Source organism: Ramlibacter albus, from assembly GCF_014297445.1.
In the GTDB taxonomy this organism is placed as follows: domain Bacteria; phylum Pseudomonadota; class Gammaproteobacteria; order Burkholderiales; family Burkholderiaceae_C; genus Ramlibacter; species Ramlibacter albus.
Window position 1 is genome coordinate 51837 of the sequence record NZ_JACORU010000005.1, and the last position, 13829, is coordinate 65665.

12 protein-coding genes are annotated in these 13829 nt (G+C 64.7%); 9 read left to right on the forward strand and 3 right to left on the reverse strand.

The window, feature by feature from the left end; genetic code table 11:
• The first annotated feature begins 95 nt into the window (after positions 1-95).
• The 5 genes from H8R02_RS14360 to H8R02_RS14380 all read left to right on the forward strand — a co-directional run bounded on the left by H8R02_RS14360 (position 96) and on the right by H8R02_RS14380 (position 7035).
• Positions 96-5021 (forward strand): RHS repeat-associated core domain-containing protein, encoded by a 4926-nt coding sequence (locus H8R02_RS14360; protein ID WP_187082129.1) that lies wholly within the window; start codon positions 96-98, stop codon positions 5019-5021.
• Positions 5011-5580: a suppressor of fused domain protein gene (locus tag H8R02_RS14365; RefSeq protein WP_187082130.1), complete on the forward strand. Its 570-nt coding sequence runs from the start codon at positions 5011-5013 to the stop codon at positions 5578-5580. The genes H8R02_RS14360 and H8R02_RS14365 overlap by 11 nt, the downstream gene beginning before the upstream one ends.
• An 84-nt stretch (positions 5581-5664) precedes the next feature.
• Positions 5665-5955 (forward strand): hypothetical protein, encoded by a 291-nt coding sequence (locus tag H8R02_RS14370; protein WP_222622496.1) that lies wholly within the window; start codon positions 5665-5667, stop codon positions 5953-5955.
• 124 nt (positions 5956-6079) lie between these two features.
• On the forward strand, positions 6080-6514 hold the full coding sequence (locus tag H8R02_RS14375) for a hypothetical protein (protein WP_187082131.1): 435 nt from the start codon (positions 6080-6082) through the stop codon (positions 6512-6514).
• Positions 6511-7035, forward strand: coding sequence for a hypothetical protein (locus tag H8R02_RS14380; RefSeq protein WP_187082132.1), 525 nt, complete (start codon positions 6511-6513; stop codon positions 7033-7035). The genes H8R02_RS14375 and H8R02_RS14380 overlap by 4 nt, the downstream gene beginning before the upstream one ends.
• A 563-nt stretch (positions 7036-7598) precedes the next feature.
• Here H8R02_RS14380 and H8R02_RS14385 read toward each other — a convergent pair.
• Genes H8R02_RS14385 through H8R02_RS14395 form a run of 3 tightly spaced genes read right to left on the reverse strand, consistent with a single transcriptional unit; the run spans position 7599 to position 9908 of the window.
• Positions 7599-8231 (reverse strand): glutathione S-transferase family protein, encoded by a 633-nt coding sequence (locus tag H8R02_RS14385; RefSeq protein ID WP_187082133.1) that lies wholly within the window; start codon positions 8229-8231, stop codon positions 7599-7601.
• Positions 8228-9094, reverse strand: coding sequence for a glutathione-dependent disulfide-bond oxidoreductase (gene yghU / locus H8R02_RS14390; protein WP_187082134.1), 867 nt, complete (start codon positions 9092-9094; stop codon positions 8228-8230). Before yghU ends, H8R02_RS14385 begins: the two co-directional genes overlap by 4 nt.
• A 10-nt stretch (positions 9095-9104) precedes the next feature.
• On the reverse strand, positions 9105-9908 hold the full coding sequence (locus H8R02_RS14395; protein WP_187082135.1) for an IclR family transcriptional regulator: 804 nt from the start codon (positions 9906-9908) through the stop codon (positions 9105-9107).
• A gap of 89 nt (positions 9909-9997) precedes the next feature.
• Between H8R02_RS14395 and H8R02_RS14400 the strand changes: the two genes are divergently transcribed.
• The 4 genes from H8R02_RS14400 to H8R02_RS14415 are packed head-to-tail and all read left to right on the forward strand — an operon-like array spanning position 9998 to position 13820.
• Complete coding sequence (locus H8R02_RS14400) at positions 9998-10951, forward strand: MBL fold metallo-hydrolase (protein WP_187082136.1); 954 nt, start codon at positions 9998-10000, stop codon at positions 10949-10951.
• A 2-nt stretch (positions 10952-10953) separates the two neighbouring features.
• Positions 10954-12621 carry an FAD-dependent oxidoreductase gene (locus H8R02_RS14405; RefSeq protein ID WP_187082137.1) on the forward strand — a complete coding sequence of 556 codons (1668 nt, stop codon included), beginning with the start codon at positions 10954-10956 and terminating at the stop codon, positions 12619-12621.
• 10 nt (positions 12622-12631) lie between these two features.
• Positions 12632-12826, forward strand: coding sequence for a DUF2783 domain-containing protein (locus H8R02_RS14410; RefSeq protein WP_187082138.1), 195 nt, complete (start codon positions 12632-12634; stop codon positions 12824-12826).
• A gap of 19 nt (positions 12827-12845) precedes the next feature.
• Positions 12846-13820, forward strand: a complete 975-nt coding sequence (locus tag H8R02_RS14415) for a Bug family tripartite tricarboxylate transporter substrate binding protein (protein WP_187082139.1) — start codon at positions 12846-12848, stop codon at positions 13818-13820.
• Positions 13821-13829: the final 9 nt, after the last annotated feature.

Consider the following 13829-nt stretch of genomic DNA (forward strand, 5'->3'; position numbering starts at 1 on the left):
AGACGTATGGGTGCCCTGTTAGAACTAACAGTTCACAGGCGGGCCCCGCCGCCATTAAGGTCCCACCCGGATCGAAACCGAGGGGGGACCTACCGATGCCGACGATGCTTCTGGCGCGCATTCGCGCGTTCATGAGCAGTACCGCGCCTGCGCTTCTTGCAGCCGCGTTTTTCTTCTTTCCTTCACTGCCGGCGCATGCCGGCGGGCAGGTGCAAGTCCTGTCCAGGTGCACGGCCTCGTGGTGGGCCGCTTCGCAGCGGTGGACCGCAAGCTGCGTCAAGGAAGACGCGTGCATCAAGTACCGCGGCACGCGCACTTTCCAGGGCATCTACACGGCGATGTCCGGCAACCAGTATTGCCAGTACACGGACGGGACGATGAACACCGTGTCGGGGCTGTATGCGGAGCCGGGCGACTTCTCGTGCCCGGCGAACGCCACGCTCGGCTTCACGGCCTGGGGGTCGTTTCCGACCTGCTTTTGCGACGACCCGTACTTCACGACGGACGGGGTCGGTTGCACGACGCCTACGCCGCGGACTGTGGCTTCCAATGGCGGAAGGACCATCAACGTTGGTGAGGGCCCCGTAGTCTTCACGGCCACGGTGATGCAGGGCACGCCGAAGGCGGGTGTGATGGTGCTGCTGTATCCGCACACGGGGAACTTCGGGGGCTTCACGTTCGAGAGTACGCCGTACACCGATGCGAACGGGCAGGTGCGGATCAAGTACTCGTCGACGTGGGACCTGGTGGGCGCGACTCGCGAAGCACTGGTGTCGATTGCGTGCGAAGGCTGCACCAACCGCGCCGTGGTGAAGATGACGGTGCTGGGGCGGCCTGCCTTGCAGGCGCAGATGTGCCACCGCACCGAATTCCCGATCGAGCTCACGAGCGGCACGAAGCTGCTGGAAGAAGCCGACTTGCAGGATGCAGCGCTGCATCCGCTGGAGTTCACGCGGCATTACGCCAGCCGCTGGGACGAGCTGCCTGCGGCGGGCCTTGGAACGCACTGGAGCCACAACCACGCGCATCGAGTGGCGCTGGGAACCGAGTGGCGCACGGTCCTCTTCGGTGATGGGACATCGAGCCGTTTCCGCAATGCAGCCGTCCCTGCTGGCGCGGGCGCGAACTGGTCCTGCCCCTCCGGCGTGGACTGCCCGCCGCCAGCTGTAGCGACCTCAGGGCCTGCCACTTGGCAGGCCGACGGCAACGCGGACTCGATGACCGACGAGGGCGATCGCATCGTCGTGAGGCGCCTGCACGACGAAACGGTTTACGAGTTCGAGAAGGCCACCGGCCGCCTGCTGGTGATGCGTGGCAGCAACGGTTGGGCCTATACCTATGGTTATGCGGGCGGCCAGCTTGCGCGCGTGAGCAATGCGTTTGGCAGGTCGATGACGTTCGACTGGGATGCGGCCGGGCGGCTCGTTCGTGTCGTCGGGGCCGACGGCAATAGCGTCTCGTTCGGCTTCGACAGTGCCGCACGCCTTGTTCAGGCGACGCACAGCATGGGCACCGGCCGTGCCTACCTCTATGAGGACACCCGCTGGCCGAACGCAGTCACAGGCCTCGTCGACGAGCGCGGCCAGCGCTGGGGCAACTACGCCTACGACGCGAGCGGCCGTGCGGCCGTGAGTGAACTGGCTGGCGGCGCGCACCGCCGCAGCGTTGCCTACAGCGAGCAGTCCACCGCGGTCAGCGATGCACTGGGCACCACGCGCAACTACCAGTACTCCCGCATGACGGGAGCAGCAAGTGGTTTGGCGCTCACGCAGTCGAGCACGCTGGGCGTCGCAGGCGAGAGCGTTGCGCAGCGCACGCTGGATGCCAACAGCCTTGTGGTGAGTGAAACCGACTTCCTCGGCATCACGACCCTCTTCACCTGGGATGGGACGCGCCGCCTGCAGACGGCGCAGACCCGCGCTGCCAACCGGCCCGAAGCGCAGACGACGCAGACCGATTGGCATCCGACGCTGCGTCGGCCTGTGCGCGTCACGGAACCGGGTCGCATTACAGAGTCCACGTGGGACGCCTTGGGCAACCTGCTCACCCGGACCGTAACCGACACGGCGACGGGCGAAGTGCGCACGTGGCGCTGGACCTACGCCGCGAACAACCTGCCCACGTCCATGACCGACTCAGAAGGCGCCACGTGGCAGTACGCGTACGACAGCGTGGGCAACCGCATCCGAGAGAAGGACCCGCTCGGCCTGGAGACGGTCTACACGCATGACGCCGGCGGGCGCGTGCTGACGCAGACTGATCCCAGCGGACTCGTCACCCGCTACACCTATGACGGCCGCGGCCGATTGCTCACGCAGGTGCGTGGCAGCGAGGCGAGCAGCTACACCTACACGCCCACGGGGCAACTCGCCAGCGCCACGCTTCCCAACGGCTACCAGGTGCAGTACACCTACGACGCCGCGCAGCGCCTCGTAGGTGCCTCTGACAGCCAGGGTGGCGTCATCGCGTACACCTTGGACGGCGAAGGCAATGCCGTGCGACAAGACGTGAAGGATGCCGCGGGCAACATCGCGCTGACGACATCACGCGTCATCAATGCGCTGAACCAGGTGGCTGCGGTCCAAGGCGCCGCCGGTCAAAACACCCAGCTGTCCTACGACGCCAACGGCGAGCGCGTCGCGCAGACCGACCCGCTGAACCAGACGACGCGCCAGTCTCTGGACGCGCTGCGCCGGATCACGGCAACCACCTTCGCGGACAACGAGTCAGCTTCGCAGGCATGGAATGCGCTGGACCAGCTTACCGAGGTGACCGACCCGAAGAACGTCAAGACCTCTTACGCCGTGAACGCGTTCGGCGAAGTCATGCGTGAGAGCAGCCCGGACATCGGCACGGTCACCTTGAAGCGCGATCGCCGCGGCGACGTGGTCGAGAGCCGCGATGCCAAAGGCCAGGTGACGCAGATCGAGCGCGATGTGCTCGGGCGTCCCGTCGTGATCCGCTACCACGCGGGCAGCACCGTGCGCATCACCTACGACATCGCCGGCTTCATCTCCAAGATCGAAGACAGCTCGGGCCGCACCTTGTACACGCGGGACTTGCATGGCCGCGTGCTGGACAAGACAACCTTCACGAACGACAACCCCAGCAATCCGAGTTCGTACCGGGTGGCTTACAGCTACACCAATGGCGACCTGACGGGAATGGTGTACCCGAGCGGCCTGAAGGTGGTGTTCAAGCGCACAGCCGGGCGCATCACCGGCATCGACGTGCTGGAGCCGGGGAAGAACAAGACGTGGGTTGCTCTCGTCAGCAACTTGAAGCACACGCCGCTCGGCCAGCCGAAATCGTGGGACTGGTTCAACGGCGCGAAGGCGAACCGCACCTTCGACCAGGACGGGCGCATGACCTCCAACGAGTTCGCGCGCTACACCTATGACGCCGCCGCAAGGATGGTCGGCATCACCCAGGACTTGTGGGCGAGCCGCAGCGTGGTCGTCGGCACGACAACCGTCTCCGAGCTGTACACCGTGCCGATCACGTGGACGGCCGGCTACGACAAGCGCAACCGGCTAACGACCTTCGAGCGTGCGGGCGCGAAGAGCGTCTACACCTACGACGCGAACTCGAACCGGCTCACCGCGATCGAGACGCAGGGTAGCGACGTGGACCTCGAAGGCACGTTCGATGCGCCGAACCTCGCGCAGAGCTCGAATCAGGCCCTGAAGATCGACCCGGCAAGCAACAGGTTGCTCGGCTTCACGCAGACACTCACGAAGACGCAGAACGGCCAGGCTGTTTCCACGACGAACGCCACGGTCAATTTCAGCGTCGACGAGAACGGGGCGATGACCAGCGACGGGCTGCGTAAGTTCGTTTACGACGATATGAACCGGCTTAGCAGAGTGGAGATCGTCAAGGACGGCGAAGCCGCTGCAGTGCGCTATCTCCATAACGCACTCGGGCAACGTGTGTTCAAGAGCGAACCCGAAGTGGCTCAGACGCTGCCGAATGAAAGCGAACTCGGCAACGCCTTCGTCAACTGGCTGCGCAAGAACTTTGATTGGCTGTTTGCGAAAGGGAGTGCAGCGACCGCGAGCCTCGGGCAAGCATTCGTGTACGGCGATGGCCAAATGCCGGAGTGGGCACTCCTTGGTCACTACGGCAACGGTTCTGCCACAGGCAAAGGAAACGCCGAGTACATCTGGATTCCCACGGGGAACGGAACCGCGGTTCCAGTGGCTGTCTACAGCAATGGAAAGCTGTATGCAATCCACTCCGATCACCTCGGAACCCCGCGAGTTGTCACCGACAACTCCAAGCAGGTCGCATGGCAATGGCCTTATTCGGCGTTCGGAAGCAACAAGCCGTCCGGGCCGCTGGTCTCTGTTACAGCAGGAACGGCCACTCGTTTGGCTGCCACCAGGCCATCGACTGCACTATCGCTGCTGTTGCCCGGGCAAACACCAGACGCTGAAAGTGGTCTGAACGAGAATTTCTGGCGGACTTATTGCCCTTCGTGCGGGCGCTATATCCAGCCCGATTCCACCGGCTTGAGAGCGGGCCTCAATCGATATGACTATGCGCTCCAGAACGGGCTGAATTACACGGATCCCGAGGGCAAGGCCGTACCGATTGCAGTCGCGTGCCTGGCCAATCCCTTGTGTTCCGCAGCCGCTTTGGCTGCGAGCGTCGCGGTCTTGAAGGCGTGCAGTGACGTCGCCAATGACGTCATTCGCGACTGGGCGACTCGTGATGAAGCGAAAGAGGAACCCAAAAAGGACGTAACCAAGCGCCCTTCGCGAGTACGAAAAGGGACCGAGCAGGCCAATTGGGACGAGGCTGAGGACGGGGCCGATGGGAACAAGGTGTGTTCGACGTGTGACAGGGAGGTCACCTCCAAACCCGGTGAGAAAGGCAAGGATTGGGACAATGACCACATTCCGCCTTGGAGAGACCGCGACCTGGGCGGCAAAGACCGCAAGGGGGTGCTTGATGAATACAATCGCGGAACCCGCCTTCGCTGTATCCAGTGCAACAGGAGCGACAATGGCAGATGACGAGCTGGTCGGGCTGCCCGCGCATATCGAAGATCACATCGGCCCGATCTCGCAAGGGTGGTCTGATGAGTCGAGGGTGCACGGCATCCAGGTGGTGGAGATCGCCGATCGGCCATGTTCCGGCGTGAACACGCTGGGGACCATCGGCTTGAGCCACCATCCCCTGAGCACTCCAAGCTCGAAGAGGATTCGTCAGGAACTGCTTTTGAGTGCGGAGCGCCGCTTTGACGATCGAGAACTCGCAAAGCTGTTGCTCTACGTGGCTGAAGAACGCCTGTCGAAAGGCAATGCTTTGCTGAGAGGCCAGGTTGTGCCGCTTGGTGCGCCGGTGATAAGCGGCTCGAAGTTGACGGAGGTCTTTGTGACCAATCCGTCCCCCTTCGAAGAAGCCTTGGTCGAGTTTTCCTCGGTACCGCCATTGGTGTTTGCATATTTGATCCCCGTGTCGCCGTCCGAAGCGATGATGGTCCGATCGAAAGGCTGGAGATGGTTCGAGGAATACCTGCAGGTTGAGGATCCGAATATTTGGGATCTGCACAGAGTACCTTCCCTCGCGTAGGCACTGATGGTTCATTCGACCCGTGCAGGCCACGCTTCTACGCGGCCTCCGATTCATTTCACATTGACGAGCGAGGCTCAGGCAATGACCTTCATGGCCTTTCCCGACCGCCGCCTGGGTGTCTATTGCTGCGGACATGTGTTCAGGCGCGAACGAGGCGTCCGTCTGGTGTCTCACGAAGACGGTGACTGGCAGTTCCTGTGCGGGGATGTCGATCACGTGGATCCGGACGAGCCGTACCATGTCAGTGTCGGCGTTCTTCTGGAACGCGACCCGACGATCGATACCGTTTCAGACCTGGAGAGCGACTGGGCGGCTGAGCGGACCGACGTTCATGCACGTTGGATTCGAACGCCTTGCGCGCCTCAAGCTTGATAGCCGGCACACTGAACTCGGACTCCATCCAGCGAGCCAAGCCGGTTCTTCTGAAAACCTGCAGGCCTTGCAGTTCACGAGGCCGGCGGTTCGTACCAACTTGACGAACGAGGTTCTAGAGGTGATGACCGATCAACTGAACAATTTCGCGTATCCCGTCGTCGTCTGGAGAGAGGGCTACTTCTATCTGGCCCTCTCGGACGATGACCTGTGTGCTCATCGCCGATCCCTCTTCGCGGACAAGGTGCGTCGCTCCCGGGCAGGTGAATGGAAGCTGCTGAGTTCCCAAGGTCGCGTGTTCGACATCACTGACTGGAACGAAATCGCTCCCGCCGGGGGTCTCAGGAAGCTGGGTCTGCGGTTGACGGGCTCCACTCTGGCATGTCCCGTGTTGATGAACGAGCGCCAACTGCGCCTGGACGAATTCAAGTCGAAATTGCTTGCCGCGACCCAGAGCTGCTATGAGGGTGACAAGGGATCGGCCTTGCAGCAGATTGCTTTGGCGATTGGGGGCGCCAGATCGTTCCAGGAAGCGATCTGTGCGTTGTTGGTACGGTGACCAGCGCCGAGGCGATTGGACATCACTTGGGTCTGACTCTCTCTATTGGCGCCGTTCTCCTCGCAGTGGCTTTTGCAGTTTCCCTTTGGCTGGCGCAGCGGAACGGCAAGCGCGCACGCGATCTCGCATATGTGCGTAACCGGTCGCGGTTGTCAAATGTCCCGATCGACTTGGCTCGGCAAGCCGCCATGGCCGCTACTTCAAACTGGCCGCGGAAGCTGAATGAAGCCGGTGCTATCGAAACGGCAAGCTCGTTTTCGAACGTGATCGGAGAATTCGTAAGTACGTTTGCAGAGCTTGCCAGGCCGAACGGCGCCCTTCGACTCGGCTCGAACTTCGTTGCTGCATCCAATTACCGGCAAGGGATGACCGTGGTTGGAAAGTCCGACTATCTGGAGATTTGCGTCCGGCCTGGATCGGAGACAGTCTATGTAATCGATGGGAGCGAGGGCGAAGAGGTGGGCGATACCTATCCTTCCATTTTTCACCTCCTCATGGACTACGCCGATGCAGCTTGTTGACCTGATGAGTCGCTGACCTCGGAGCGATGGGTACTGCTCCGAGTCCACTGTTAAACCGGCGTGGGTAAACGTGAATAGTCCGAAAAAATTCCTTCGGCCCGCAGCCTGCATCTTCGCAGGGATAGTTGCTTGGTCGACGAGCGAAAGCCTTCTCTGGGTTCCGGCGCTTCTTCTCAGCTTGTTCTTTTTCGGCGTTGATGTCCTGTTGTTTGACAAGAGCACTTCGCCGCACCTCGGCATGGACAAAGAGCGCGGATCGAGTCCACTGGGCAAGCTTGGTACCTACACAGTTGACGGGACGACGTCGTATGGCCTGTTCATCGAATTGGCTGGGCATTCGGTCTTCGTCGACCTAAGGGAGGATGAGGAGCTTGAGACGCGGGAGAGGCACGCCCTCTTTCTGTATCAGCAGGCTCCCGAGCTGGAAAGGAACCTGCTCGAGTTCCTTGCCCGGAATCCTGAGTTTCACGGCAAGCGGGTGACATATATCGGCCTGCATTCGCCCGACGTGAGGCAAGCGGAAGTCTTCTGGGAAAGCCCTGCTGACACTTTAGACGCCGCGACTAGAGCGAGATCGCCCCCCGCTGCCCCATCGCCCCCCGCCACCGCAGCAAATTCGGATGCTGCTCCCCCGCCTTCACCTTCACCACGCGCGCAAAATCCACAGCCACCACCGCCGTGATGTCCACCAGGCTGAACCGGTCCGTCGCGACGTACTCGCGCCCCGCCAGCCGCTCTTCCAGCACGTCGAAGAACTGCTGCACGCGCTTCAAACCGCGCTGGCCCAGCTCGGGGATCTGCACGTAGTCGTTCGGGCCGGGCAGCGCGCGGTTGGCGAGCGAAGGCGCGGTGTTGCGCATGGCCTCGGCGATGGCCATCAAGCCCTCGAATTCCACCCGCCAGTTCCAGTGCGCGACCTCCGCCTTCTCCAGCGGCGTGATGCCCATGAGGGCAGGCTCGGGATAGCGCGCTTCGAGGTACGCCGCTATCGCCGCGTTGCTGGTGAGCTTGCCGCCTTCTTCCGTCACAAGCACCGGCACTGTGCACAGCGGGTTGATCGCGCGGAAAGCGTCGCCCAGCTGCTCGTTGTTGCGCAGGTCCACCTGCACCGTCTCGTGCTTCACGCCCTTCTCGGCGAGCAGGATGCGCGCGCGGCGCGGGCTGGGGGCGGTCGAGCAATCGTAGAGGGTGATCATGCCTGCACCTTGTCCTGTGTCTTGTTCTCGAAGTCCGACGCGTCGTGCCGCTCGTGCAACTGGCTCGAGGGCTCGCCCCACGTGCGGTTGACCATGCGGCCGCGGCGCGCGGCGGGCCGCTGCGCGATCTCGTTCGTCCAGCGCAGCACGTTCGTGTACGCCTGCACCTGCAGGAACTCGCCCGCGCCGTACAGCTGGCCCTTCGCCAAAGCGCCGTACCAGGGCCAGATGGCAATGTCCGCCAGCGTGTAGTCGTCGCCCGCGATGTAGCGGCTGTCGGCCAGGCGCTTGTCCAGCACGTCGAGCTGGCGCTTGGTCTCCATCGCGTAGCGGTCGATGGCGTACTCGATCTTCTCCGGCGCGTACGCATAGAAGTGGCCGAAGCCACCCCCGAGGAAAGGCGCGCTGCCCATCTGCCACATCAGCCACGAGAGGCACTCGGCACGCGCGGCGGTTTCGGTGGGCATGAACGCACCGCCGAATTTCTCGGAGAGATAGAGCAGGATCGCGCCCGACTCGAACACGCGGACCGGCTGCGGGCCGCTGCGGTCGACCAGCGCGGGAATCTTGGAATTGGGGTTGATGGCTACGAACCCGCTGCCGAACTGCTCGCCCTCGTTGATCTTCACGAGCCACGCGTCGTACTCGGCGCCCTTGTGGCCGAGTGCGAGCAGCTCCTCCAGCATCACCGTCACCTTCACGCCGTTGGGCGTGCCCAGCGAATACAGCTGCAGCGGGTGGCGGCCCACCGGCAGCTCCTTGTCGTGCGTGGCACCGGCGACGGGCCGGTTGATCTTGGCGAACCGGCCACCGTTCTCGCGGTTCCAGGTCCACACAGCGGGCGGCGTGTACTGCGTTTCCATGTCTTGTCCTTCAGGCCGAAGCCGCTGCGGGCAGGGCGCCCAGTTTCGCCGAGATGGCGTCCGCGCACCGTACCAGTTCCTTTGCCGCCTTGCTCGCGGGGTCCGCACTCAGTGCGGCACTCGGGCCGATGGCGGTGAGCGCCAGCACCATCTTGCCGAAGCCGTCGAAGACCGGGGCGGAGATGGCGCTCACGCCCTTGACTGTGCCGTCGACGATGGAGGCGAAGCGCTGCTCGCGTACCTTGCGCACCTCCGCCTCGAAGCGCGGGTCCAGCCGCTGCTTGGGCGCGCCCGCTTCGAGCGACAGCGCATCGAGCACCTTCTCGCGCGGCATGAAGGCCGCGAACAGCTTGCCCGACGCCGTCTCGCGCAGCGACACCACCGTGCCGTGCCGCATGTTCACGTGCACGGCGGTGGGGCCTTCCTCCAGCCGCACGAAGGTGGGCCCGCGGTTGCCCCAGATCGCGATGCCCACCGTCTGCCCGATGGTTCGCGCCAGCGCGGGCAGCTCGGCACTGGCCAGCCGGATAGGGTCGACCTGCTGCAGGCTGATCAGGCCCAGCTGCAGCGCGAGCGGGCCAAGGCCGTAGTAGCCCGTGGCAGGGTCCTGCTGGATCAGGCCGAGCTTGCCGAAGCTCACGAGGTAAGGGTGCGCCTTGGCGGCGTTCATGCCGGCTTCGGCGGCCAGGTCCTTCAGCGGCGTGGGCCGCGCCAGGTGCGCCAGCGCCAGCAGCAGCTGGCCGCCCACCTCGATGCTCTGGATGCCGCGCGACTCGCGTGCGGCGCCTTCTTCCCCAGGGTCGCTGGAATTCATCGTCCGTATTTTTACCTAGCCGAATGGATTAGACATTATCTAACGCATTGACTAAGATCAAACCTTAGACATTGACGAACGCATTTCACATGAGCAAAACTTTTGCCTCCCAGGCCGACCTCGAGGAAAAGCGGGTCAGCTTCACCCGGCTCTCGGACAACGCGTATGCGTACACCGCCGAGGGCGACCCCAACACGGGCGTGATCGTGGGCGACGACGCCGTGATGGTCATCGACACGCAGGCCACGCCGGTGATGGCGCAGGACGTGGTGCGCCGCATCCGCGAGGTGACGGACAAGCCGATCAAGTACGTGGTGCTCAGCCATTACCACGCGGTGCGCGTGCTGGGCGCCTCGGGGTACGGGGCGGAGCATGTGATCGCCAGCCGCGACACCTACGACCTGATCGTGGAGCGCGGCGAGCAGGACAAGGCCAGCGAGATCGGCCGTTTCCCGCGCCTTTTCCGCGCGGTGGAGTCGGTGCCCGAGGGGCTCACGTGGCCGACGATCACTTTCAGCGGCGCGATGTCGGTCTGGTTGGGCAAGCTCGAAGTGCAGTTGCTGCAGCTCGGGCGCGGCCACACCAAGGGCGACACGGTGGCGTGGCTGCCGCAGCAGCGCATCCTCTTCTCCGGCGACCTCGTGGAGTTCGACGCCACGCCGTATGCCGGCGATGCGTACTTCAAGGACTGGCCGCAGACCCTGGACAACCTCGCGAAGCTGGACCCCGTGGCGCTGGTGCCCGGCCGCGGCGCGGCGCTCACCACCCCCGCGCAGGTGCGCGAGGGCCTGGCCGGCACGCGCGCCTTCATCAGCGACGTGTACGCGAGCGTGCAGGCCGGCGTGAAGGCCGGCAAGGACCTCAACGCGGTCTACAAGGAGACGTACTCGAAGCTCGAGCCGAAGTACGGCCACTGGGTGATCTTCGACCACTGCATGCCCTTCGACGTGACGCGCTGCTACGACGAGGCCACGCAGTACCCCGACCCGCGCATCTGGACGGCCGAGCGCGACGTGCAGATGTGGCAGACGCTCGAAGGTTAGCCATGGATTACCAGAAGCTGGTGTTCGACTACGTGCGCTCGCGCGACCAGGACGCGGCGCGACCGGTGCGCCGCCCCGTCGTCATCGTCGGCGCCGGCCCCATCGGCCTGAGCCTCGCCATCGACCTCGCGCAGCGCGAAGTGCCTGTCGTGCTGCTCGACAACGACAACGTGCTCTCGGCCGGTTCGCGCGCCATCTGCTTCGCCAAGCGCACGCTGGAGATCTGGGACCGGCTGGGATGCGGCGGCCGCATGGTGGCCAAGGGCGTGTCGTGGAACAAAGGCCGCGTGTTCCTGCGGACCGAGGAGGTGTACAGCTTCGACCTGCTGCCCGAAACAGGCCACGAGCGCCCGGCCTTCATCAACCTGCAGCAGTACTACGCCGAGGGTTACCTTGTGGAGCGCGCACAGCAGTTGCCGCTGGTGGACATCCGCTGGAAGAACAAGGTGGTGGCGCTGGAGCAGCGTGCGGACCATGCGCTGCTGACCATTGAAACACCCGAGGGCAACTACCAGCTCGAGGCCGGTTACGTTGCCGCGTGCGACGGCTCGCGTTCAACCGTGCGGCAGTTGCTCGGCCTCGAAAGCAAGGGCCGTGTGTTCAAGGACCGGTTCCTCATCGCCGACGTGAAGATGAAGCTGCCGCATCCGGCCGAAAGGTGGTTCTGGTTCGACCCGCCCTTCCACCGCAACCAGAGCGTGCTGCTGCACATGCAGCCGGACGGCGTGTGGCGCATCGACTTCCAGCTGGGCTGGGACGCCGACCCCGAGAAGGAGAAGCGCGCCGAGAACATCATCCCGCGCGTCAAGGAGATGCTCGCGCACTCGTCGCTGAAGGATGCGGAGTTCGAGCTGGAGTGGGCGAGCGTCTACACCTTCTCGTGCCTGCGCATGGACAGCTTCCGACATGGCCGCGTGCTGTTCGCAGGCGACTCCGCGCATGGCGTATCGCCGTTCGGTGCGCGCGGCGCGAACTCCGGCGTGCAGGACGCGGAGAACCTCGCGTGGAAGCTCGCTGCCGTGCTGCAGGGCCAGGCACCCGATGCGCTGCTGGACACGTATGCGTCCGAGCGCGAGTACGCCGCCGACGAGAACATCCTCAACTCCACGCGCGCCACCGACTTCATCACGCCCAAGAGCGAGGTGAGCCGCTTGTTCCGCGATGCCGTGCTGCACCTCGCGAAGGACCACGCATTCGCGCGCACGCTCGTGAACAGCGGGCGGCTCTCGGTCCCGGCGGTACTGCACAACTCGCCGTTGAACACGCCCTCCGATGAACCTGCGCAAGGCCGCATGGTGCCCGGCGCGCCCGCGCTCGACGCGCCGGTACTCCGGAGAGATGGCAGTGGCAGCTGGCTGCTGCGCGAGCTGGGGCAGGGCTTCACGCTGCTGGTGGCCGGCGACGCTTCGGCTGCAAACGACCTGCGGCGCGCCGGCGAAGGGATCGCACCGCTCAAGGTGCTGTCCGTAGCGGCAGGGGCCGAGCCGAGTGCCGGGCTCGCGCAGGGGCACGACCTCGCCGACCCGCAAGGCCTCGTCGCCCAGCGCTACGACCTGCGCCCCGGCACCGCCGTGCTGCTGCGCCCCGACCAGCACGTGTGCGCCCGCTGGCGCGCAGCCGACGCCGCTGTCGTGCGCGCCGCGATCAACCGCGCGCTCGCCCGCGCCTGAAGGACAAGCGATGCCCCTGAACACCGCCCCCAACCTCGAAGCCCCCGACGACTTCTACGAAGCCCTGATCGAGGCCCACAAGGACCTCGACCTCGCGCAGAGCCAGGCGCTGAACGCGCGCCTGGTGCTGCTGCTGGCCAACCACATCGGCCGCCAGGGCGTGCTGCGCGAAGCGCTGCGCGCTGCCCGCGGCAACAACCCTTGACCCACCCGGAGACACACCGATGAACCTCAAGCAACTCTCCCGCCGCACGCTGCTGGGCGTGGCCTTCGCCGCTGCCACGCTGCCGCAACTCGCAGCCGCCGACGAGCGCCCGCTCGAATGGGTGGTGGGCTATGCCGCCGGCGGCGGCTCCGACGCCGTCGCGCGCGCCGTGGGCGATGCCATGAGCAAGACCCTGGGCCGCGCCGTGGTCGTCAACAACAAGCCGGGCGCTGCCACCAACATCGCCGCGCAGTACGTCGCCACGTCGAAGGACTACGGCAACATCATGTTCACGGCGGACTTCGCCACGCTCGCCGCGAACCCGTGGCTGTTCAAGAAGCTGCCCTACAACGCGGACAAGGACTTCATCCCGGTCGGCATGCTCGCGCGCTTCCCGATGCTGCTGGTGGTGCACCCCGGCGTGCCCGCGAAGAACTACAAGGAGTTCGTGGAGTGGGCGAAGTCGCAGGCCAACGGCATCAGCTACGCGTCCGCCGGCAACGGCAGCCCGCACCACCTCGCCGGCGAGCTGCTGCGCGAGCGATCAGGCCTCAAGATGCAGCACGTGCCGTATCGCGGCGCGGCACCGGCGGTGCAGGACCTCGTGGGCGGGATGATCCAGGTGGGCCTGATGGACAGCGCCAGCGTGCAGCAGTACATCGCCGCCGGCAAGCTGCGCGCCATCGGCGTTGCGAGCCCCGCGCGCCTGCAGGTAATGCCGGAGGTGCCGACGCTGGCCGAGCAGGGCCTGAAGGACTACATTGCCTATGCGTGGCAGGGCCTCGTGGTGCCCGCGGGCACGCCGCCCGAGACGGTGATGAAGCTCAGCCAGGCGCTGCAGGTGGCGCTGGACTCAACCGCCGTGAAGGCGCGCTTCCAGGTGCTGGCCCTCGAATCGATGAAGGGCACGCCCCAGCAGATGGCCGAGTTCGCGCGCAACGAACGCCAGCGCTGGGGCAAGGTGGTGCAGACTGCGGGCATCCAGCTCGATTGATGGAGGGTT

Bases quoted from the DNA above. Each gene is read 5' to 3' on its own strand.
- H8R02_RS14415 (WP_187082139.1), top strand. From the start codon at position 12,846: ATGAACCTCAAGCAACTCTCCCGCCGCACGCTGCTGGGCGTGGCCTTC.
- H8R02_RS14395 (WP_187082135.1), bottom strand. From the start codon at position 9,908: ATGAATTCCAGCGACCCTGGGGAAGAAGGCGCCGCACGCGAGTCGCGC.
- yghU (WP_187082134.1), bottom strand. From the start codon at position 9,094: ATGGAAACGCAGTACACGCCGCCCGCTGTGTGGACCTGGAACCGCGAG.
- H8R02_RS14360 (WP_187082129.1), top strand. From the start codon at position 96: ATGCCGACGATGCTTCTGGCGCGCATTCGCGCGTTCATGAGCAGTACC.
- H8R02_RS14385 (WP_187082133.1), bottom strand. From the start codon at position 8,231: ATGATCACCCTCTACGATTGCTCGACCGCCCCCAGCCCGCGCCGCGCG.
- H8R02_RS14375 (WP_187082131.1), top strand. From the start codon at position 6,080: ATGACCGATCAACTGAACAATTTCGCGTATCCCGTCGTCGTCTGGAGA.
- H8R02_RS14410 (WP_187082138.1), top strand. From the start codon at position 12,632: ATGCCCCTGAACACCGCCCCCAACCTCGAAGCCCCCGACGACTTCTAC.
- H8R02_RS14365 (WP_187082130.1), top strand. From the start codon at position 5,011: ATGGCAGATGACGAGCTGGTCGGGCTGCCCGCGCATATCGAAGATCAC.
- H8R02_RS14405 (WP_187082137.1), top strand. From the start codon at position 10,954: ATGGATTACCAGAAGCTGGTGTTCGACTACGTGCGCTCGCGCGACCAG.
- H8R02_RS14400 (WP_187082136.1), top strand. From the start codon at position 9,998: ATGAGCAAAACTTTTGCCTCCCAGGCCGACCTCGAGGAAAAGCGGGTC.
- H8R02_RS14370 (WP_222622496.1), top strand. From the start codon at position 5,665: ATGACCTTCATGGCCTTTCCCGACCGCCGCCTGGGTGTCTATTGCTGC.